The sequence below is a fragment of the Pantoea endophytica genome (assembly GCF_002858935.1).
GTDB classification, from domain to species: domain Bacteria; phylum Pseudomonadota; class Gammaproteobacteria; order Enterobacterales; family Enterobacteriaceae; genus Pantoea; species Pantoea leporis.
Genome location: NZ_PJRT01000019.1, coordinates 21,493 through 43,380 on the forward strand (window position 1 = coordinate 21,493; position 21,888 = coordinate 43,380).

The window sequence follows — 21,888 nt, forward strand, 5'->3', positions numbered from 1 at the left end:
CCTCAGGCCTGAACCGGCTGCGCGCCGGTGGCCAGTGTCATAATGTTTTCCTGGCTAATCTCTGCCCCACTCAACTCACCGGCGATGGCGCCTTCACGCATCACATAAACGCGGTCGCTCATGCCCACCACTTCCGGTAACTCGCTGGAGATCATTAAAATCGCCACGCCCTGCTGCGCCATCTGCTGCATCATGCGGTAGATTTCGCTCTTGGCGCCGACATCAACGCCGCGCGTCGGCTCATCGAGAATCAGGATGCGCGGTGCAATCGCCACCCAGCGTGAAATCAGCAGCTTCTGCTGATTACCGCCGGACAAGCCGCCCGCGCGCACCTGCGCATGCGGCACGCGGATGTTCAGCGCATCAATTGCCTCGCTGGCAATCTTCTGCCCTTTGCGCCGATTGAGCAGGCCGTAGCTGGCATCGCGCTCCAGCGTCGCCATCACAATGTTGTCCTGCGCCGCCAGTTCAAGGAACAAGCCCTGCTCTTTGCGGTTCTCGGTGAGAAAACCGATGCCGCGTGCGATGGCGTCGCGCGGCGAGTGAATCTGCACTTTCACGCCGTCGATCCAGATCTCACCGCCGCTCGGTTGATGCACACCAAAAATCAGCTGCGCCAGTTCGCTGCGTCCGGCGCCGACCAGCCCCGCCAGCCCGACAATCTCGCCGGCACGCACCGACAGGCTGCTGGGACGCACTTTGTGTTTGTCGCACAGGTGATTGACGGCGAGACGGATGTCGCCGAGCGGAATATCGCGGTCTTTGTTGAACAGATCGCTGAGCGGCCGCCCGACCATCATGCGCACCAGCTCGCTGGCGTTAAGCTGCTCGCGCGTCAGGCTACCGACGTACTGCCCGTCACGCAGCACGCTCACGCGATCGGATAGCTCATACACTTCCGCCATGCGATGGCTGATGTAGATAATCGCCATGCCTTCGCTGCGCAGCCGTTTAATCAGCGCAAACAGCTGCTCGGTTTCACGGTTGGAGAGCGCGGCAGTCGGCTCATCCATCACCAGAATGCGGCTGTTGCGGTGCAGCGCGCGGGCGATTTCCACCTGCTGCTGCTCGGCAATACTCAGGCGGCTCACGAGATCGGTGGCGCTGAACTGCGCACCCAGGCGATCAATCACCCGCTGCGCCTCTTCCGCCATCTGGCGACGCTTCACCAGGCCTCCACGCGTGATTTCACTGCCGAGAAAGATGTTCTCCGCCACCGTCAAATTGGGTGCCAGATTGATCTCCTGATAAATCAGGGTGATGCCTGCCGCCAACGCCTCTTTTGGGCCTTTTATGACATACGGCTGGCCGTCGATAAGAATTTCCCCGCTGCTGGCGGTATAGGCGCCGGCCAGAATTTTCATCAAAGTACTTTTGCCCGCGCCGTTTTCGCCCATCAGCGCATGCACTTCACCGGGCCAGACCGTGAGATCCACGCCCTTTAGCGCATAGAAGTTGCCGAAGCGTCGGGTGATTCCCCGCATGGAGAGTATCGGTGTGGCATCCATTTACAGACTCCTGCTGGCAAAGGTTGCAGCGAGTAAAACCTGCTTAGATAAATGGAAAATGTCAGCGGCCATTCATATTTGTCATATTTCGCCCCGATCGCGCTTCTATACTCGCCAGCAGTTGAGCGGTAAGGAGTGGCAGCTATGAGTCACAGTCTGCACTGGCACGCGGGCGCGCGCAGTCGCCTGCTGCTGTTTAATCTGCTGGTGATGTCAGTGACGCTGGCGGTGAGCCTGGTCGCGATTTTTGGATTTCGCCACGCAGGTCACATTCAGGAACAGGCGCAGGCACAAACGCTGGCCGATATGAATGGCAGCCTGGCGCTGGCGCGCGACACCGCCAATGTGGCCATTGCGGCGGTGCGGTTATCGCAGGTGGTCGGTGCGCTGGAGTATCAGAGTGAATCGGCGCGCCTGCAGCAAACCCAGCGGGAACTGCAACAGTCGCTGAGCTTGCTGGCAAGTGCGCCGCTGGCGGCACAGCAGCCGCAGCTGCTAGCGCGTATTCGTGAGCGCAGCCAGACGCTGGAACAAACCATCAATCAATTGCTGCGTGCCGGGCATCAGCGCCATCTGCAGCGCAACGTGATGCTGAGCGGCTTGTGGCAATCGCAGCTGTTACTCAATCGCATTGACCTGCTAACGCGCACCGATTCCCCTTCTGCCGCGCTGCGCCAGCAAACCCACAGCTTATTCAGCGTGGCGATTCAATCCAGCGCGCCGCAGGCCGCAGTGCAGCAATTACCCTCGGTGCTGCGCCAGTGGCAAGCGTTAAGGCTTAACGGCGCGCTGAATACCCAGGTGCAGCGGCTGATCGCCACCAGCACGGATTTGCAGCCGGTGGCGCAGCAGCTGGAGCAAAGCGATATCGCCATTGCCTACGCTACCTATCGCATCAAAGCGCTGGTGGCGATGCTCAACGACGACATCACCCATTACGTGCAGCTGGTGGCGCAACAGAGTGACGCCCGCAGCGCGGTGACGCATGAAGAGCTGGATTCGATCATCGGCTTTATCGGCCTGTTTATGTTGCTGGCGCTGCTGATCACCGGTTACGCCGGTTACTACATTTACCGCAATCTCGGTTCGAGTCTGACCGCCATCGCCCACGCCATGACGCGGCTGGCGCAGGGTGAAAAGAGCGTCAACGTGCCGGGCCTTGCGCGGCGCGATGAGCTGGGCGATCTGGCGCGCGCCTTTAACGTGTTTGCCCGCAATACGGCGTCGCTGGCGCACACTTCGCGCCTGCTAAAAGAGAAAAGCAACCAGCTGGAATCGACCTTTCTCGCCATGCGCGACGGCTTTGCGCTGTTCGATAACAGCGGTCAGCTGGTGGTATGGAATGCGCAATATGCCGAGCTGCTCGGCATCGCGCCGCGCGAACTGCATCGCGGTTTGCACTATCAGCAGCTACTCAAACGCGTCGATGTCGAGCTCAACGGATTAGCCGATGCGCAGGAAGTGCGGCTGGCGGATGGCCGCACGCTGGAGTTGCGCTTCAGTCCGGTGCCACGGCGCGGCATGGTAAATACCGTGCTGGAGCGCACCACGCGCAAGGCGCTGGAGGAAGCGCTGCTGCACAGCCAGAAGATGAAAGCCGTGGGACAGCTGACCGGCGGACTGGCGCACGACTTCAATAATCTGCTGGCGGTGATCATTGGCAGCCTGGCGTTAACCGTCGATCAGCTGCCGCCCGGCACGCTCGCCAGCCGCATCGAACGCGCGCGTCAGGCCGCCGACCGTGCGGCGCAGCTGACGCAGCGCTTGCTGGCCTTCTCACGTAAGCAGGCGCTCTATCCGCGCGCGGTGTCGGTGGTGGAGCTGGTGGATAATCTGCATTCGCTGCTGCAGCACGCGCTGCTGCCCGGCCAGCAACTGGTGATCGATGCGCAGCGACCCGGCTGGCCAGCGTGGATCGATGCCGGACAGCTGGAGAACGCGCTGATCAATCTGGTGGTCAACGCGCGCGATGCCATGGCGCAGCAGAGCGGCGAAATCCGCCTGCGTATCTGGAATCAGCGTAAACAGGAAGCCGACGGCAAGCGCGATCGCGTCACCATTGAAGTGATCGATCACGGCTGCGGCATGTCGGCCGAGGTGCGTGAACAGGTGTTTGAGCCGTTCTTCACCACCAAAGCCATCGGCAGCGGCAGCGGTTTGGGCTTATCGATGGTGTATGGCTTTGTGCGGCAATCCGGCGGCCAGATTGAGCTGGAAACCGCGCCGGGACAAGGCACCACCGTGCGGCTGTTATTACCGCGCGCGCCCGAAGCGGCGCAACCGCTCAGCGTGCCGCCGCCGCTGGTGCCGCAGGCCAGCAACGATCGGCTGGTGTTGGTGCTGGATGATGAACCGACGGTGCGACAAACGCTGTGCGAACATCTGCATCAACTGGGTTATCTGACGCTGGAGTGTGGCGACGGCGAAAGCGCGCTGAGGCTGCTGCGCCAGACGCCGGATATCGATCTGTTAATCAGTGATTTGATGCTGCCGGGCGGCATTAACGGCGCGGATGTGATTCGCCAGGCGCAGGCGCAGTGGCCGCATCTGGCAACGGTGTTGATCAGCGGTCAGGATCTGCGCCAGACGCAGGTCACGCTGCCGCTGTGTGAGCGGCTGGCGAAACCCTGGCATCAGGCGCAGCTGGTGCAGGCGCTGGAGCGCGCCTGGCAGCGCAGTGAACGGCTTAGTCGCGCGCGGCAGGCTGCCACAACGGCACCCCTTTCCCCGTGATGTAACGTTTACGCAGCTTGCTGGAGATCACATCCATGATCATCACCACCGCCACCAGAATCAGGGTCAGGAACATCACCACATCCCAGTTCCATAAACGCATGTTCTCGGCATACACCAGGCCGACGCCACCCGCGCCAACAAAGCCCAGCACCGCTGCGGAGCGGGTGTTGGACTCAATCTGATACAGGCTGAGCGCGAGGAAGGTCGGGAACGATTGAGTGAAAATGCCGTAGCGATGTTTTTGCAGGCTGTTCGCGCCCACCGCGCTGAGACCGCGACTCGGCGAACGCTCCACCGCTTCGTGCCCTTCAGCGTAGAGTTTGCCGAGCAGGCCGACATCCTGCATCACGATCGCCAGCACGCCGGCCAGCGGTCCCATGCCGACGGCACGCACGAAGATCAGCCCCCAAATCGCCATATCGATGCCGCGCAGCACATCCAGTACGCGACGCACCACCAGCGCAATCGGACGCATCAGCGGATCGTGCATCACGTTGCGCGCCGCCAGGAACGAGACCGGCAAGGCGATCAGTGACGCGGTCAACGTGCCGGAAAACACAATCGCCAGCGTAATCCCGACCTGCGTGAAGTAGTAAGCAAACGGCCAGTTGAGGAAATCCTGCCAGACAAACATACGCAGGAAATAGCGGCTGAGCTGCTGGCAGCCGATGAGAAAACGGCTCCACTCAATGCCAAAGAACTCGAAAAAAAGCAGGTAATAGAGCGCGATGGCCAGCGCCAACAGCGCAACGCGGCGCAGATAGCGATTTTGCGCAGCAAACAGGGCGGCATGCTCCTGCTTGAGTTTGGCGACATCCGGCGCTAAGGCGATCATGATACGTCTCCTTCCACTACGCGGCGACGCAGCCAGCCGGACAGCGTATCCAGCAGCGACACCACCACAATGATCAGCAACAGCGTGATGCTGACCTGATCGTAACGATCGAGTTTGATATTGGTCATCAGCTCTTGCCCGATACCGCCCGCGCCCACCAATCCGAGGATGGTGGAGGAGCGGAAGTTGATCTCCAGACGCATAAAGCTGTAGGAGAGAAACGTCGGTTTGACCTGCGGCCAGAAGGCAAAGCGCATGCGCTGCAGTTTGCTGGCGCCGCACGCCGCGAGGCCGCGCACCGGTTTATCCGACGCGCTCTCAATCGCTTCGTAGAACAGTTTGGTCAGGCTGCCGACGGTGTGCAGCGCCAGCGCAAGGAAGCCGGGAATGGCGCCAATGCCAAACGCCATCACGAACATCACCGCCCACGCCAGTTCGGGCATGGTGCGCAGAAAGGCGACAAACGCGCGGATCGCCATGCGCAGGCTGCGCGGCGTTTGGGTGTTGTCGGCGGCGAAGAACGCCAGCACGCCAGCAACCGCCACCGCGATGATGGTGGACGACAGCGCCAGTTGTAAGGTTTCCCAGATTAGCGGCAGCTGGAAATGCAGGCGATAGCCCCAATAGGCCAGCGAACCCTCGGTTTTGCCGTCAGCGAACAGCAGCGGGAGATGCAGCACCGGCAGGGTTTCGCCAATGTAATCGAAAAAGTGTGGCAGCGACTGCCAGACGGTGAGCAGGTTAAATTCCGCCATCTTGCCCGCGGCCAGATAGAGCGCCAGTAACAGCAGCGACCACAGCAGCGAGTCGCGCTTTTGCTGGCGGCGGATGCGTTGGTAGTAGTGTTCGAAATCGGTCAAGGGGGGATTCCTGTTGGTTGGGGACTTGCTGGATTGTGCTCGTTGGAGGGTGCTTGCTGGATTGTGCTCGCTGTCCCCCTCCTCGGTCCTCCCCCACAAGTGGGGGAGGAAGATGCTGCAAAATGCGAGTTTGGGAGTTGCATGTGGCAGCATCTCCTTCCCCCACTTGTGGGGGAAGGCCGGGATGGGGGACAGCCAGCACCGACCGAGGAAGGTGACAGCCAGCACCAACTAAATTAACCGCGCGTACCCTTCATCAAATCACGCTTCATATCGATGATATTCTGGTAATCCGCCACGGTAGCTGGGCCGATGTGCTGGGCACCGCCAACCGCTTTAACAAAGCAGCCGTGATCTTCTTTATCCAGTTTCTTGATGGTGGCCACCACTTTCGCTTTGAAGTCAGCGGGCAGATTATTGCTCACCAGAATCGGACCGTTCGGGATCAGCGGCGACTGCCAAATAATGCGGATCTGCTTCATCAGATCCGGATGATCCATACGAATCAAACGACCAAAGGCACCCGAGGTATAACCGGTTTCGCGGTCACCAATCAGCGACGTCCAGGTTACTGCGCCTTCGAACTGGCCGTTCAGCACGCCGAGGATGTCCTGCTCGTGACCGCCGGAGAAGGTGACGCTGGAGAAGGTGTTGTTGTACTTATCGTCCACCGTGCCGCCAAACTCTTTCTTGAACGCCTGATTCGGCATCAGGAAGCCGGAAGTGGAATCCGGATCGGCCATGCCGAACGATTTGCCTTTCAGGTCTTCCAGCTTTTGGTACGGGCTGTCGGCTTTCACGATCACCACTGAGTGATAACCCTGCGAACCGTCTTTGTCGTCCACCACGATGCCCACCACATCCACCGCTTTCGGGTTATGCAGATAAACCGAGGCAAACGAGGCGGGCGACATGCTCAGCACCAGGTCGATTTTGTTACCCAGCAAGCCCTGAATCACGCCTGAATAGTCAGACGAGTTGCGCAGTTTGGTATCCACCTGCAGCTCTTTATCGAAGAAATCTTTCACGCATTGGTTATCACCAATCTGCTGCGTGGCATTCTGGCCGCCAAGAATCCCGAGGTTCAACTCTTTTGGTGCATCCGCTGCGTTTGCGCCAAATGCCATCGCAATAGTCAGTAAAGCTAAAGAAGTCAGTTTCATTCTTAGGTTTTCTCTTGCTGTGGGAGTTAGTGGAGCTGGTTAATTTCGTCGCCGTACAGCTCATGCATCAGGCCGTCGGTCAACCGGGAAGGATGTCCATCAAACAGCACTTTGCCGCGCTGAATACCGATGACGCGGGTGCAGTAGCTTTTTACCAATTCAATTGAGTGCAGGTTCACCATTACGCTGATGCCCTGCTCGCTCACCTGACGCAGCACGTCCATGATGCGCTTGGTATTTTTCGGATCGAGTGACGCCACCGGTTCGTCCGCCAGCAAAATGCGCGGATTCTGCATCAGCGCCCGGCAAATCGCTACGCGCTGCATCTGGCCGCCAGAGAGATTTTCCGCACGCTGCAGCGCCTGCGGCAGCATGTTCATCCACTGCAGCAGTTCGATTGCGCGGGCGCGGTCGGTTTCGGAGAAGACTTTGAAGAACGATTTCAGCGTCGAGGTCTGGCTTAAACGACCGAGCAGCACGTTGGTCAGCACGTCGAGGCGCGGCACCAGACAGAAGTCCTGGAAGATCATGCCGCATTCGCTGCGCCATTCACGCATCTGGCGGCTGTTCAGCGTCACCACATCGCGATCCACTTCGCCGTGGCGATTGCTGAGGATCGCGCCCTGTGAAGCGGTGATGGTGCCGTTGAGCATGTGTAACAGTGTCGATTTGCCTGCGCCCGAGCGGCCAATCACCGCCACCAGCTCGCCCGCATGCAGATCGAAGCTGACGTTATCCAGCACCTGGTTGGCGCCGTACGCTTTGCACAATCCCTGCACCGAAAGCACCTTGTTGCCCTGCCCGGTAACGTGCGGGAAGGGATTGTCGACAACGGTTTTCAGTAATGCCTGTGCCATGTTGCACTCCATCTCTTCTGAGCTGTTGATTGCACGCTATTACGGGCAAAACGGATGAAAGCTTGATGACAGTAAAATGATTAAACGGTGACAGCGGCTGGATCGGTCAGCAACTGGCGCAGCGTTAGCAGTGTTTCGCTCAACGCACCATCATTATTCAACGCATAACAGTGCGCGGGCAGCGGTTCGGCGGCACGCGCCAGCCGTTGCGCGATCTCCGCTTCTGACTCGCGCCCACGCTGCCGCAAACGCGCTTCCAGCACCGCTGGCGAAACCTGTAACACCAGCGGCAGCAGCTGCGTGCCGTAATGCTGCTGCACCATCGGCAGATGCAGGCGCGAGCCGTTCACCAGCACGTTCATTCCGCGCGCCAGCCACAGATCGATCTCCTCGCCCAGCCCGTAATACATGCCGTGCGCCTGCCAGCTGACGGCGAACAACCCCAGCGCCTCGCGCCGTCGAAACTCGGCTTCGCTTAGCGCCACGTGGTTCTCGCCGCCCGCATCGGCGGCGCGCGTAATGTAGCGATGGGCGATCAGCAAATTCTCCGGCGGCGCTTCACGCAGCGCGTTCAGCAGGCTGTCTTTTCCCGCGCCCGAAGGCCCGGTAAGCCAGATCAGGCGCGCCATCAGAACACCCGCTTGCCTTGCGACCAGACGTGACGAATGTGCGAATGACCATGATCGGTATGCACCAGCACCAAATCGGCACGCAGTCCTTCGGCGATGCGCCCGCGATCATGCAGGCCAATTGCCCGCGCCGGATTGCGGGTCACCAGCGCGGCCGCTTGCGGCAGCGTCAGCGTGTTGCGCTCATCGGCCACCAGCCGGAAAACCGCATCGAGCAAGCTGGCGGGATAATAGTCGGAGGAGAGAATATCCAGCAGGCCGTGACTCGCCAGTTCCGCTGCCGCCACGTTGCCGGAGTGCGAACCGCCGCGCACGATGTTGGGCGCGCCCATCAGCACCTGCATGCCGCAGTTGCGTGATGCGCGTGCCGCCTCCAGCGTGGTGGGAAATTCGGCGATGGCGCTGCCGACCGCATGCGATTCGGCAACGTGCGCCGCCGTGGCATCATCGTGGCTGGCCAGCGGAATGCCGCGTGAACGGCACAAGCTGGCGATGGCGTTGCGGTTAGGCGTGGAGAACTCGGCGGCCAGCGCCAACTGCTCACGCTCAAACTGATCCATCTGCTCGTCGTTGAGCTGATATTTGCCCTGATAATAGGTGCGATACATCTCCAGCGAGGCGTACTGGCGCTGGCCCGGCGAGTGATCCATCAGCGACACCAGCGACAGCTCCGGCGTGTTGATCAGCGCTTCAAACAGCGGCAGCGTGGTGTTGTGCGGCAGCTCGCAGCGCAGATGCAAATGGTGATCGGCGCGGTTAATGCCTTTGCGATTGCTGCCCTGAATCGCGTCGATCATTTTGGTGAGATTATCCAGACGATGGCCGCCATCGCGGACGTCGCCGACGCCAATCGCATCCAGCACCGTGGTGATGCCGCTGGCGGCCATCAGCGCATCGTGGCTGCTCATCGCCGAATAGGCGGGCCAATCCACCTTCGGGCGCGGCGTAAAGAACTTGTCGAGGTTATCGGTGTGCAGCTCCACCAACCCCGGCAGCAGGAAAGCGTTTTCGCCATCCAGCGCGCCCGGCTGTTGGCTGACGCTATCGCTAAAGCTGGCGATGCGCCCGTCACGGATTTCCAGCGATCCCGTTACCACTTCGTTTTCCAGCACCAGCTGGACGTTGTTGACGATCATGCTTCTGCTCCTGCTTGCATTGGCTGCATGACGTGCAGGCGATCGGCCACGCGTGCGCGCACCGCTTCGTCATGGAAAATTCCGACAATGGCGGCACCGCGGGCGCGCGCCTGTTCAATCAGTTCCACCACCGCAGCGCTGTTGGCGCTGTCGAGCGAGGCGGTTGGCTCATCCAGCAGCAGCACCGGATAGTCGGCGATAAAGCCGCGTGCGATGTTGACGCGCTGCTGTTCGCCGCCGGAGAAAGTGGACGGCGCCAGTGACCATAAACGCTCCGGCACGTTGAGGCGCGTCAGCAGCTCTTTGGCGCGCTTTTCGCAGAAGGCGCGCTCGGTGCCGCGCTCCAGCAGCGGCTGCATCACGATCTCCAGCGTGGGCACGCGTGGGATGACACGCAAAAACTGGCTGACCCAGCCAACGCTGTGGCGCCGAATCGCCAGAATCTGGCGGGCGGGCGCGTTGGCCATGTCGATCCATTCGCCCTGATGTTGCAGCCAGATGTGACCGCTGTTGGCCTGATAGTTGCCGTACAGCGCGCGCAACAACGTGGATTTGCCGCTGCCGGAGCGGCCATGCAGCACCACGCATTCGCCGCCGCTAACGTCAAGATTGGCGTCCTGCAATACCGGCAGCGCGGCGCCGCTTTGGTTGTGCAGCACAAAGGTTTTGCTCAGATGCTCTACGCGCAATAAAGGTTGCATAGTGATGTCCGCCATTAGTTAAGCACCGATGAAACCAGCAGCTGCGTATACGGATGATGCGGATCGTCCAGCACCCGGTCGGTCAACCCGCTCTCCACCACGCGCCCCTGCTTCATCACCAGCAGGCGATGCGCCAGTAACCGCGCCACGCCGAGATCGTGCGTCACAATCACCACCGCCAGATTCAGCTCACGTACCAGCGTGCGCAGCAGATCCAGCAGACGCGCCTGCACCGACACATCCAGCCCGCCGGTTGGCTCATCCATAAACACCAGCGTCGGCTGCGTCACCAGGTTGCGCGCAATCTGTAAACGCTGCTGCATGCCGCCGGAAAAGGTGGTGGGCAGATCGTCGATACGATTAGCGGGGATCTCCACATCCTGCAGCCAGCGCATCGCCTCTTGACGGATATCACCGTAATGCCGCTGGCCTACCGCCATCAGCCGCTCGCCGATGTTGCCGCCCGCCGTGACCTGCGGACGCAAACCATCCAGCGGATGCTGATGCACCACGCCCCATTCGGTGCGCAGCAAGCGGCGGCGATCGCTCTCGCTCAGTTGATAGAGATCCTGCGCGCGATAAAGAATGTTGCCCTGCTGCGGCGCTAAGCGTGCTGACAGGCTGCGCAGCAAGGTGGTTTTGCCCGATCCGGATTCCCCAACAATGCCTAACACTTCGCCGGGATAGAGTTCAAAACTCACCTCTTCAAACCCTTTGCCGGGCGCGTAAAGGTGCGTGAGATGGTTGACCGCAAGCAGCGGCTGTTCACTGTGCATGCTGTTGTTCCTGCTGCTGGTGGCAAAAATCGGTATCGGAGCAGACAAACATGCGCGTACCGGCGTCATCCATCACCACCTCGTCGAGGTAGCTGTGGCGCGAACCGCACAGCGCGCAGGGTTCTTCCCACTGCTGCACGCTGAACGGGTGATCGTCGAAGTCGAGGCTTTCCACTTTGGTATACGGCGGCAGCGCATAGATGCGTTTCTCACGTCCGGCACCAAACAGCTGCAGCGCCGGCATCATGTGCATTTTGGGGTTGTCGAATTTGGGGATCGGCGACGGATCCATCACGTAGCGATCGTTGACCTTCACCGGATAGGCATAGGTGGTGGCGATATGGCCGTAGCGGGCGATATCTTCATACAGTTTCACCTGCATGATGCCGTACTCCTCCAGCGCGTGCATGGTGCGGGTTTCGGTCTCACGCGGCTCGATAAAGCGCAGCGGCTCAGGGATCGGCACCTGGAAAATCAGGATTTGATCTTCTTCCAGCGGCGTTTCCGGAATGCGGTGGCGCGTCTGGATCAGCGTGGCGTCACGGGTCGCTTCGGTGGTGGCCGCGCCGCTGACGCGCTGGAAGAAGCGACGAATGGATACCGCGTTGGTGGTGTCATCCGCGCCCTGATCGATCACTTTCAGCACATCGGCATCGCCAATAATACTGGCGGTGATCTGAATGCCGCCGGTGCCCCAACCGTAGGGCATCGGCATTTCGCGTCCGGCAAACGGCACCTGATAACCGGGAATCGCCACCGCCTTCAGAATGGCGCGGCGGATGGTGCGTTTGGTCTGCTCATCCAGATAACCGTTGTTGTAGCCGGTTAACTCACTCATGGTTCTGCTCCTGATGCGGTTGGCGCAGTTGTTTCAGCAGCTCAAGCTCCGCCTGGAAATCGACGTAGTGCGGCAGTTTCAGATGCGAGACAAAGCCCGCCGCTTCGACGTTGTCGGCATGCGACAGCACAAACTCTTCATCCTGCGCCGGACCGGCAATGCGTTCATGGTACTCCGGCGCCTGCAGCGCGCGATCCACCAGCGCCATCGCCATCGCTTTGCGCTCGGAACGGCCAAACACCAAACCGTAACCGCGCGTAAAGTGCGGCGCGCTGTCAGTTTCGGTGGTGAAGCCGTTCACCATCTCGCATTCGGTCAGCAGGATTTCGCCAATCTCAATCTCAAAGCCCAACTCTTCCGGGCAGATTGACACGCTGAGATAACCGGTACGAATTTCGCCGGCGAACGGATGATTACGGCCGTAGCCGCGCTGCGTCGAGTAGCCGAGCGCCAGCAGAAATCCTTCGTCGCCGCGCACCAGCTGTTGCAGCCGTGCGGCGCGCGTAGCCGGATAGCCTGGCGGTTCGCGGGTGATGTCGCACGGCTCGCTGCCGTCATCCTCTTCGCGTGCCGCCAATCCTTCCGCCGTCATCATGCTGAACACGTGGGGACAGTGTTGTGGCAGCGCCTGATCGTCACGCGGCGCGGCAGGCGTTTCGCCATTCGCCAGCAGGGTGAAATCGAGCAGACGATGGCTGTAATCGTAGGTTGGGCCGAGCACCTGGCCGCCCGGCAAATCTTTGTAAACCGCTGAGATACGGCGTTCGAGGCGCATCTCAGCGGTTGCCAGCGCCAGGCTATCGGCGAGGCGCGGCAGCGTGGTGCGATAAGCGCGTAGCAGGAAGATCGCTTCCACCAGATCGCCGCTCGCCTGTTTAATTGCTAAAGCCGCCAGCTGCGGATCGTAGATGCCGCCTTCGGTCATCACGCGATCGACCGCTAAACCCAACTGTTGCGCCACCTGATCGCAACCCAATTCGGCGACCTCGCGATCGCCACGACGCAGATCGGCCTGCAGCTGATGGGCGCTGGCTATCGCCTTTTCGCCCCCTTTGACCGCAACGTACATCAGCACACCTCCACGTCGGTGGTGCGTGGCAGCGCCATCATCGCTTCACCGCAGGTGAAAATCAGATCCACACCTTGCGGGAACGGATGTGGGCGCTCACGCAGATAGTGCAGAATCGCTTCCGGCAACTGCGGCGCAATGGCGCGCGGCTCACGTAAACCGGGACCCGACAGGCGCAGCGTTAAGCCACCGCTCAGTGACGGCACTTCCACAATCAGCGTGGTGCTTTTTTCCGGGGACATGTTGTCGCCAGAAGCAAACAGCGCCGGATCGGGATTGGCCGCCGCGTGCGTCAGCGCAAAAGGGGCATCGCGTTCATCGACAATCGGCACGCCGGTGTGGAAACGCAGGTTGCTGCGTACCACGTCATTATCGATGCGGCCATCGAGCCACAGCGCGCTCTCCTGATCGACCAGCGTCAGCAGCACCGCCGTGGCCGCCGGCGAGAGATCGCCCCAGCCCTGTTGCAGCGGCAGCGATACCATCACACCCGGCTCGCTCATCGCTTTCAGGATGCGGCGGAACGCACGTTGGGCATCGGCCACCGGATGGGTAAAACTTGCCAGTAAAGTCATTAGTTATCTCCGCGAACCAGCGTAAAGAAATCCACTTTGGAGCTGGCGATTTCACGCGCGCGCAGCTGTCGCTGCTCTTCACGCAGGGCCGCCAGCGGGGCAATCAATTTTTCCTGCAACAGCGCCTGGGTTTCCGGCTGTTGCAGCAGCGCATCAATCAGCGCGCAGCGTTCGGCGTGCGCTTTGTCGCGCCCCAGCACGTAGCTAAAGCCGAGCGTGCCGTCGTGCAGCTTCACCACCGCGCGCGTCACCGTGGCATCGCCCATCACGAAGCGCTTGCCGCTGCCGCCCATGCGCGCCTGCAGGCGGGTTAAGCCGGTTTCTGCCGGACGGATGCGTTCAAAATCAGTGTTGATACGTAACGGCTGCCAGTGCGCTTCAAGCTGGCGGGCTTCACTGTGCGCCAGCACCGAGAGCCAATGCTGGCGGGCGGTTTGCTGTGTCATTCGTGCTCCAGAGTCAGTTCAATCATGTCGCCACGCGTCAGGCTGACGGAGTATTCCGCTACCTGACCGTCGCTGTGTTTATTCAGGGTGCGCACACACAGCAGCGGCGACTGCAGCGCAATCTCCAGCTGCTTACACTCTTTGGCCTGCGCGCGACGCGTACTGATGCGGGTTTGGCTGCGCGTCAGGTTCAGGCCAAGCTGCTGCTGCATAAAGTCGTGCAGTGAACCGCTGTGGAACTGTTGCAGCGCCGGCCACCAGCTGAGTTGCGCCAGGAAGTGGTTAATGACGCACACCGCCACGCCATTGACGCGGCGCAGCGTGCGCAAGTGGATAACGTTGTCGCCTTCGTTGACGCCCAGCGCGCTCGCCACATCGCTGCTCGCCGGACGCAGCACCGCCAGCAGACGCTCGCTGGTGGGATGGCTGCCCTGCTCCATCAGGTTCTGGCTGAAGCGCGCCTGCGCATGCAGCGGATAATCGTACGGCCGCATCAGCACCAAAATGCCCACGCCGTGACGCCGTTGCAGCAGGCCTTTATTGACCAGCTCATCCACCGCGCGCCGCAGGGTGTGACGATTCACTGCGTAGTGATCGGCCAGCTGCTGTTCAGAAGGCAGATAATCGCCGCAGCGGTAGCGCTCCTGCAGCGCCTGCTCCAGTTGGGCGGCAACGGCCTGATAAACAGTGGTCGGATGTCTGGATATCTCCATCACGCTCAATACCTCATTCGCATTGGTTGAGGAACGCAGCGGGCTTGCTGCGGGATGGCGATTACATTGCGCATGTCAGATGACAGCGCCGTGACGGCTCAATGACGGACGGATGAATTTGTTTTAGGGCAGCAGAATTGCAGCGAAACGGACGGCGTTTTTAATAAATTATTTTTAACTGTTCTGTTTGTGACAGCATTCAAAAAATTAACGCTAATTTACATCACGCTTTCATCTCCCCTACAGAATACAGCCTGCGGATGTTCTGCTAGGTTAAAGGATGAACCCTTCTTGTCAGGCCACCTTTAAAATGATTAACGCAATAAAACTATCGGATGGTTTTCGCCGCAACTTTGTGCGTGAAGTTATTTTGCCACTGCTGGCAATTTTGCTTCTGACCTTTGTCGGCGCGGGCGTGGGTCTGTTCTGGGGCACAGCGTTAAGCAATAACGAAGCGCGCGATCAGCAACAGCGCATGATCCAGGCTTCGTTTACCCAGAGCCTGACGGAACATCTGCGCCAGCTGCGCAGCCTGACGCGCTGGTCACCGCTGGCCGATCAGCTGGCGTCGTCGCATCCCGATCAACGCTGGCTGACGCAAAATGTCGGCGGCTGGCTCTATGACATGTTTGATCACCAGCTGGTGGTGCTGCTGGACCGCGACAACCAGCTGATTAACGTTTGGCGCAATGGCCAGCCGGTGCCGGACAAGCGCATCGGCCCTTATCTGCAGGACATGCTGAACAGTCCGCTGGTGCAAAACAGCGATGTGGTAGCGGGCCCCACCGATCACGCCGATTTCGTGCGCATCGGTCAACGCGCTGCCGCGCTGGCGGTGGGCGATATCAGCAGTACCAAACAGGCCGGGCGCTATCGTCTGGTGAGCATTAAGTTTCTCGATGATGGCTATCTGCGCAACCTCGCCGATCGCAGCCAGCTACGTCAGTTGCATTTCAGCGACAGCGAGCCAGCGGGAAAAACCAAAGCGCGTTATCTGCTGAACTCACAACAGGGCGAACCGGTCGGTTATCTCAGCTGGAATCCCGATAAGCCCGGCGCGCAGATGTTACGCACCCTCGGCCCGTCTACCTTGCTGTCGGTTATCCTGATTACCGTGCTGTGTTGGGTGATGGTGCGCCGCATCTGGATCTCGTCACTCAAGCTGTCGCAGTCGCTGCTGAAACTCGGTGCCAGTGAAGCGCAGGCGCAGCATCTGGCCTTTCATGATGTGTTAACCGGTTTGCCCAATCGTTCCCTGGTGGAAGATCGCTTAACCCAGGCGCTGGCGCTGGCCGGACGCCACGATCAGCGCGTGGCGCTGCTGCTGCTGGATCTTGATCGCTTCAAAAATATCAATGATACCTACGGCCATCACGCCGGCGATGAGTTGATCATTGAGGTGGCGCGCCGCCTCAATGAAATTGTGCGCACCAGCGACACCGTGGGCCGCATCGGCGGCGACGAGTTCATCATCGTGATGCCGGAGGTGGAGAATATTGGTCAGGTGCAATCGCTGGCGAAACGCATTATCAGCCGCCTCAGCGAGCCGTATCAGCTGGTGGGCAGCGAGCTGTGGGTGGGCGTCAGCATCGGTCTGGCGCTGGCGCCAAAAGACGGCATTGATCGGCTGGAGCTGATGCGCAAAGCGGATATCGCCCTTTATGATGCCAAAAACCACGGACGCGGCCAGTATCGCCAGTTCGAAAAAGTGATGGATGAATCGCTGCGCACCCGTCAGCAGATGGCGGCGGATTTGCGTCAGGCGCTGGTGAAGTTTAGTGGATTGGCGGTGTGGTATCAGCCGTTGATGGATATCAGCGGCCAGCAGGTGGTGGGTCTGGAAGCGCTGTTGCGCTGGCATCACGCCATGCGCGGCGACGTTGCACCGGGTGATTTCATCGCCATCGCCGAAGAGACCGGCATGATCATCCCGCTCGGCGAATGGGTGCTGCGCGAAGCCTGTAAAACGTCGCTCAAGCTGCCGGATATTGTGGTGGCGGTGAACGTCTCGCCGGTGCAGTTCCGCGCGGTGAATTTTGTTGAGCGCATCATCCATATCGTGCAGGAAGAAGGTGCCGATCCGCAGCGCATGGAGCTGGAGATCACCGAAGGCGTGCTGATTGAGGATGAACACGAGGCGCGCAACAGCATCATTGCGCTGCGCGAAGCCGGCTTCCGGATTGCGCTGGATGATTTCGGTACCGGCTATTCAAGCCTTAATTACCTCAGCAGCTTCCCGGTGGACAAAATCAAGATTGACCGTTCGTTTACTCAGTCGCTGGGCGTGGCGCAGAACTCTACCGCGATTGTGGAATCGGTGGTGCGGCTGGGTCACGCGATGGGCTTAACGGTGACCGCTGAAGGCGTGGAAACCGAAGGCCAGAAAAACGCGCTGGCCGATGCAGGCTGTAATCAGCTGCAAGGCTATTTGTTTAGCCACGCGGTGCCGCTGGATGACATTTTGACCATGTTGCCGCCCGCTTCCCGCCTTTAACGCTCCCGCGCGGCGGCCGCCGACTGCCGCGCTTTTCTCGCTCACGCATTGAAAAGCCGCATGCGCATCGGGACCATTCTCGTACCCTGATTAACGCGTTTAACCCATCCTCTCGTCTGTGCGCTTGCCAGCCCGTTTCGGCAAGCCGGCCTCAATCCCTTCTTTTACTCTGTTAAGGAATCACAGATGAACACACGCTATCCGGATTACACCCTCGACACCGACCGCGCGTCGCGTGAAAACGGTTCAACCGCCTATATCGCGCTCGATAATTCAACTTATGTGATTGAGCAAACCACCACCAAAACCCTGAGCAGTTTCCCTGAAAGCCTCGTCAGCGACACACCGGTAAGCTACGCACACCAGCCTTCGTCTTACGCTTATGGCGTAAAAGCGATCACCCCAGTTATTCGCTATGCCTGGGATGACGTTGGACAAGAGCAAGGCGTGCGTGCCAGCGGCAACCGCACCGATGATGCCGCTCCGACCCTGCGCGGCACCGGCCCGGCGAACACTTACATGGACATTATGTTCACCAACGGCAGCGTAACTCGCTACAACGGCATCACCACCGATGCTGACGGTAACTGGAGCTGGACGCCACGCGCCGATTTGGCCGATGGTACCTGGACATTTAAAGTGCAGGCCGACGGCCAGGAGACGTGGAGCAATGCGTTCACGCTGGTCATCGACACCCCGGCGGCACCGGACGCGCTGATTACCCACATCTACGATAACGTGGGCAGCGAGCAAGGCGAGCGTTTCAGCGGCAGCATTACCGATGACTCGACGCCAACCCTGCACGGCACCGGTCCGGCCAATACGCTGATCGATATCCTGTATAGCGATGGCGGTCGAGTGCGCACCAACAGCACCTTCACCGACGATGAGGGCAACTGGAGCTGGACGCCCTGGCAGAATCTGAATGACGGCTACTGGACGTTCCAGGTGCAGGTTGAAGGCGCACCGAGCTGGAGCCAGAGCTTCGCCATCACCATTGATACGCCGGAAGGCCGTATGGCGATGCGCGACGCCGAAATCTCCCATATTACGGATAATGTCGGCAGCGATCAGGGTGACCGCTTCTCTGGCAGCATTACCGATGATGCGATGCCGACCCTGCACGGCACCGGTCCGGCCAATAAGCTGATTGATATTTTGTATACCGATGGCGGCAGGGTGCGCACCAACAGTACCTTTACCGACAACGAGGGCAACTGGAGCTGGACGCCCTGGCAGAATCTGAATGACGGCTACTGGACGTTCCAGGTGCAGGTTGAGGGCGCACCGAGCTGGAGCCAGAGCTTCGCAATTACCATCGATACGCCAGAAGGCCGTATCGCCCTACGTGACGCCGAGATCTCCCATATCACGGATAACGTCGGCAGCGATCAAGGTGACCGTTACAGCGGCAGCATCACCGACGACGCGTTGCCAACCCTGCATGGCACCGGTCCGGCTAATACGTTGATCGATATTTTGTATACCGATGGCGGCAGAGTGCGCACCAACAGCACCTTCACTGACAACGAGGGCAACTGGAGCTGGACGCCCTGGCAGAATCTGAATGACGGCTACTGGACATTCCAGGTGCAGGTTGAGGGCGCACCGAGCTGGAGCCAGAGCTTCGCGATCACCATTGATACCTCGACAGATACGGTAAGCGGTGATGACGCGTTTGGCAGCGGTTTTATATCACTGAGTTTTGGCGATCTGCTGTCCGTTGTTGATAGTGACGTATTGATTGATAACGGTAAAACGCAGTACATGCTGGACAATGACGCCAACAACGTGGTGAAGCTGGAGGATATTCTGTCCGGCAACGATATTGACGGCTGGCAACAGCAGCAAGGCACCCTCACCGTTGCTGGCATTCAATACGATGTTTATCAGTACACGGATGAGACCGAATTACTGGTGCAACACGCCGTTTAAACGCTGATGATTTAGCGGCGCTAATCGAGCATCGCGACTACCAAGCCATACAGCCTTTGCTGTGTGGCTTTTTTGTTTGTGGGCGGCGTGAAAAAGATGCCCGGTACAAAACAGGACGACACCATGATAGGACGCAAGAACAGTCGGTTATTGAATTATGATTACACCGCTGCGGGCACCTGTTTTCCGCACATGCCGTTGCGCGGCCAAACGTAATCATCACTCAGAATTTGCACGTCATCGTTTCGGCGCGATTTATCGCGCGTGCCAGAGTTTCTCCCCTGCGTTCCACCAGGAATTTTCCTTCTTTGCAGACGGTTCTTGATACAGGCCCGTAACACGTTGCTCTACCATCCTCGCCGCTGTGCGATGTCGTGTAAACCGCGACGCACTATTGACAACACATTATGGACGATACCTATGAATGATTTATTAGCCCGCAGCCCGGTGATATATCGCGAAAGCGCCGACGGCAAATTGGTGTTTGGTAACAGTAAAACAGCGCTGGAGCCCGGCGGCTTTATCGAGCTGGTGATTGGCACCGACATCTTCCGCGTCCCGGTAAACGATGAAGGCTTTTACCGCTGGGAAGCGCCGACGCCCTACGCCGACGGCGAGTACAGCTTCTCCCTCCGCCACTTTGACGCCGCCGGCAACCGCAGCACGCCGACGCTCGGCATCCAGATTGTCGACACCACCCCGCCGGACGCGCCGGAGCTGGTTAACCTCTACGACGACCAGGGCGCCGTGACCGGCAGCTTTGACCCCGGCAAGGCCACCGACGACAAACGCCCGACGCTGACCGGCATCGCGCAGAAAGGCAGCACCGTTTACCTGCTCAACGACAAAAATGAAAAAATCGGCAGCGCGGTGGCGGACAAGGTCACCGGCAAGTGGGTGATGGAGCCGGCGCAGGACCTGCAAGACGGCATTAACAGCCTGCGCCTGATGGCCGAAGAGACCTTCGGCGGCAAGCTGCGCGCCGGCGCGCCTTCGGCGGCGTTTGACATCGTGATTGTTGGCGACAACGCCACGGTTACCATTACCGATGCGTTTGACGACGCGGGCAGCTTCACCGGGGCGCTCGGCAACGGCGCGCTCACCGACGACGCCACGCCGACCCTGCGCGGCGAGGTCTCCATCGGCAGCACCGTTATCGTCTATTATCGCCTCGCCGGCAGCCCGACCTGGGCCGGCAGCGCCACCGCCACCGTCAGCGGCGAGACCTGGACCTGGACGCCGGGCAGCAACCTGCCGTACGGCCGCTATGAATTCCAGGCCAGCACCGGCGACGTCGCCTCGGCGCTGTTTGAGCTGGAGATCGTCAGCCCGTCCGATATCGTCCTGCGCCCCCGCTTTGAAACGGTTATCGACGACTTCGGCGATGCCACCGGCCTGCTGGAAAGCGGCGCCATCACCGACGACGCCACGCCCACCTTCCAGGGCCGGGCGGAAGCCAACAGCCAGGTGGTGATCCGCTATACGCTGGCGGGCGGCGCTGCTGCCTCCGTCACCGTTGACGCCGACAGCACCGGCCGCTGGAGCTGGACGCCGGACACTGAGCTGGCCGCCGGCCAGTGGTCGTTCGACGTCAAATCTCTGGGGCAGACGCACTGGAACGACAGTTTCGATCTGATCATTGTTTCCGAAAGCGACGGCGGCTTTGCGCCCGTCATCGATTACGCGGTGGATGATTTCGGTCCCGTGACCGGCAACCTCGGCAGCGGCAGCAGCACCGACGACAGCACGCCAGCGCTGCACGGTCGCGCCGAAGCCAACAGCCTGGTGATCCTGCGCTACACCCTGGGCGACGGCCACTATGCCAGCGCCAGCATAAAAGCAGACGCAGCTGGCAACTGGTCGTGGACGCCGCCGGAGCTGGCCAGCGGCAGCTGGACCTTCGAGGTGAAGAAGAGCGGTCAGATGGACTGGAGCAGCTTTACGCTCACCATCGATCCCAATGCCGATCGCAACGCCAGCATCGACAGCGCGCTGGATAACGCGGGCCCGGTGACCGGCAGCCTGAGCAGCGGCGCGTCCACCGATGACACTACGCCAACCCTGCGCGGCACCGGCCCGGCCAGCAGCGTTATCACCCTGCGCTACAAGCTCGGCAACGGTAGCTATACCCTCGACAGCGTGAGCGTGGATGCAGACGGCAACTGGTCGTGGACGCCGGATACGCTGGCGAAGGGCAGCTGGACCTTTGAGGTGCAGAAGGCCGGCCAGAGCGACTGGAGCAGCTTCCAGCTGACCATCGATCCGGACCTCGATCGCTATCCGACCATCGACAGCGCGCTGGACAACGCGGGCCCGGTAACCGGCAGCCTGAGCAGCGGCGCGTCCACCGATGACACCACCCCAACCCTGCGCGGGACCGGCCCGGCCAACAGCGTTATTACCCTGCGCTACAAGCTCGGCAACGGTGGCTACAGCGTCGACAGCGCGAGCGTGGATGCAGACGGCAACTGGTCATGGACGCCAAATACGCTGGCGAAAGGCAGCTGGACCTTTGAGGTACAGAAGGCCGGCCAGAGCGGCTGGAGCAGCTTTAAGCTGACCATCGATCCGGCGCTGGACCTGAAGCCAACCATTGACAGCGCCTGGGACGACTTTG

At 60.2% G+C, this 21,888-nt stretch carries 18 protein-coding genes; 4 read left to right on the forward strand and 14 right to left on the reverse strand.

Annotated features, from left to right (window positions below; translation table 11 throughout):
• Positions 1 to 2 precede the first annotated feature (2 nt).
• On the reverse strand, positions 3 to 1,508 hold the full coding sequence (locus PZBJ_RS12975; RefSeq protein WP_101762810.1) for a sugar ABC transporter ATP-binding protein: 1,506 nt from the start codon (positions 1,506 to 1,508) through the stop codon (positions 3 to 5).
• A gap of 144 nt (positions 1,509 to 1,652) precedes the next feature.
• On the opposite strand from PZBJ_RS12975, the gene PZBJ_RS12980 reads away from it, so the two are divergent.
• Positions 1,653 to 4,241, forward strand: a complete 2,589-nt coding sequence (locus PZBJ_RS12980; RefSeq protein ID WP_101762811.1) for an ATP-binding protein — start codon at positions 1,653 to 1,655, stop codon at positions 4,239 to 4,241.
• On the opposite strand, the gene phnE (PZBJ_RS12985) is transcribed toward PZBJ_RS12980, so the two are convergent.
• The 13 genes from phnE (PZBJ_RS12985) to phnF form a co-directional block, all read right to left on the reverse strand.
• Positions 4,195 to 5,079 (reverse strand): phosphonate ABC transporter, permease protein PhnE, encoded by an 885-nt coding sequence (gene phnE, locus PZBJ_RS12985; protein ID WP_101762812.1) that lies wholly within the window; start codon positions 5,077 to 5,079, stop codon positions 4,195 to 4,197. The two genes, PZBJ_RS12980 and phnE (PZBJ_RS12985), sit on opposite strands and share 47 nt — an antisense overlap.
• Complete coding sequence (gene phnE, locus PZBJ_RS12990; RefSeq protein ID WP_101762813.1) at positions 5,076 to 5,939, reverse strand: phosphonate ABC transporter, permease protein PhnE; 864 nt, start codon at positions 5,937 to 5,939, stop codon at positions 5,076 to 5,078. Before phnE (PZBJ_RS12990) ends, phnE (PZBJ_RS12985) begins: the two co-directional genes overlap by 4 nt.
• A 236-nt stretch (positions 5,940 to 6,175) precedes the next feature.
• The gene (phnD, locus tag PZBJ_RS13000; RefSeq protein ID WP_101762814.1) at positions 6,176 to 7,102 is read right to left on the reverse strand and encodes a phosphonate ABC transporter substrate-binding protein; all 927 of its coding nucleotides are present in this window, start codon (positions 7,100 to 7,102) and stop codon (positions 6,176 to 6,178) included.
• A gap of 26 nt (positions 7,103 to 7,128) precedes the next feature.
• Positions 7,129 to 7,959 (reverse strand): phosphonate ABC transporter ATP-binding protein, encoded by an 831-nt coding sequence (phnC, locus tag PZBJ_RS13005; RefSeq protein WP_101762815.1) that lies wholly within the window; start codon positions 7,957 to 7,959, stop codon positions 7,129 to 7,131.
• A gap of 80 nt (positions 7,960 to 8,039) precedes the next feature.
• Positions 8,040 to 8,588 (reverse strand): ribose 1,5-bisphosphokinase, encoded by a 549-nt coding sequence (gene phnN / locus PZBJ_RS13010; protein WP_101762816.1) that lies wholly within the window; start codon positions 8,586 to 8,588, stop codon positions 8,040 to 8,042.
• The gene (phnM, locus tag PZBJ_RS13015) at positions 8,588 to 9,724 is read right to left on the reverse strand and encodes an alpha-D-ribose 1-methylphosphonate 5-triphosphate diphosphatase (protein WP_101762817.1); all 1,137 of its coding nucleotides are present in this window, start codon (positions 9,722 to 9,724) and stop codon (positions 8,588 to 8,590) included. Before phnM ends, phnN begins: the two co-directional genes overlap by 1 nt.
• Positions 9,721 to 10,425 (reverse strand): phosphonate C-P lyase system protein PhnL, encoded by a 705-nt coding sequence (gene phnL / locus PZBJ_RS13020; RefSeq protein ID WP_240632910.1) that lies wholly within the window; start codon positions 10,423 to 10,425, stop codon positions 9,721 to 9,723. Before phnL ends, phnM begins: the two co-directional genes overlap by 4 nt.
• A 14-nt stretch (positions 10,426 to 10,439) precedes the next feature.
• Positions 10,440 to 11,201: a phosphonate C-P lyase system protein PhnK gene (gene phnK, locus PZBJ_RS13025; protein WP_101762819.1), complete on the reverse strand. Its 762-nt coding sequence runs from the start codon at positions 11,199 to 11,201 to the stop codon at positions 10,440 to 10,442.
• A complete protein-coding gene (locus PZBJ_RS13030; protein WP_008105508.1) occupies positions 11,191 to 12,039 on the reverse strand; it encodes an alpha-D-ribose 1-methylphosphonate 5-phosphate C-P-lyase PhnJ in 849 nt (282 codons plus the stop codon). The genes phnK and PZBJ_RS13030 overlap by 11 nt, the downstream gene beginning before the upstream one ends.
• On the reverse strand, positions 12,032 to 13,108 hold the full coding sequence (locus PZBJ_RS13035) for a carbon-phosphorus lyase complex subunit (RefSeq protein WP_101762820.1): 1,077 nt from the start codon (positions 13,106 to 13,108) through the stop codon (positions 12,032 to 12,034). The genes PZBJ_RS13030 and PZBJ_RS13035 overlap by 8 nt, the downstream gene beginning before the upstream one ends.
• A complete protein-coding gene (phnH, locus tag PZBJ_RS13040; protein WP_101762821.1) occupies positions 13,108 to 13,683 on the reverse strand; it encodes a phosphonate C-P lyase system protein PhnH in 576 nt (191 codons plus the stop codon). Before phnH ends, PZBJ_RS13035 begins: the two co-directional genes overlap by 1 nt.
• Positions 13,683 to 14,129: a phosphonate C-P lyase system protein PhnG gene (gene phnG / locus PZBJ_RS13045; RefSeq protein WP_101762822.1), complete on the reverse strand. Its 447-nt coding sequence runs from the start codon at positions 14,127 to 14,129 to the stop codon at positions 13,683 to 13,685. The genes phnH and phnG overlap by 1 nt, the downstream gene beginning before the upstream one ends.
• Positions 14,126 to 14,842: a phosphonate metabolism transcriptional regulator PhnF gene (phnF, locus tag PZBJ_RS13050; protein ID WP_101762823.1), complete on the reverse strand. Its 717-nt coding sequence runs from the start codon at positions 14,840 to 14,842 to the stop codon at positions 14,126 to 14,128. Before phnF ends, phnG begins: the two co-directional genes overlap by 4 nt.
• 310 nt (positions 14,843 to 15,152) lie before the next feature.
• Here phnF and PZBJ_RS13055 point away from each other — a divergent pair, with 310 nt between their 5' ends.
• From PZBJ_RS13055 to PZBJ_RS13065, 3 genes are all read left to right on the forward strand, one after another.
• Positions 15,153 to 17,336, forward strand: a complete 2,184-nt coding sequence (locus PZBJ_RS13055) for a putative bifunctional diguanylate cyclase/phosphodiesterase (protein ID WP_101762824.1) — start codon at positions 15,153 to 15,155, stop codon at positions 17,334 to 17,336.
• Positions 17,337 to 17,522: 186 nt separating this feature from the next.
• Complete coding sequence (locus PZBJ_RS13060; protein WP_101762825.1) at positions 17,523 to 19,271, forward strand: Ig-like domain-containing protein; 1,749 nt, start codon at positions 17,523 to 17,525, stop codon at positions 19,269 to 19,271.
• 420 nt (positions 19,272 to 19,691) lie between these two features.
• Positions 19,692 to 21,888: Ig-like domain-containing protein (locus PZBJ_RS13065; RefSeq protein WP_240632911.1), on the forward strand; the 2,197-nt coding region annotated here is incomplete at its 3' end.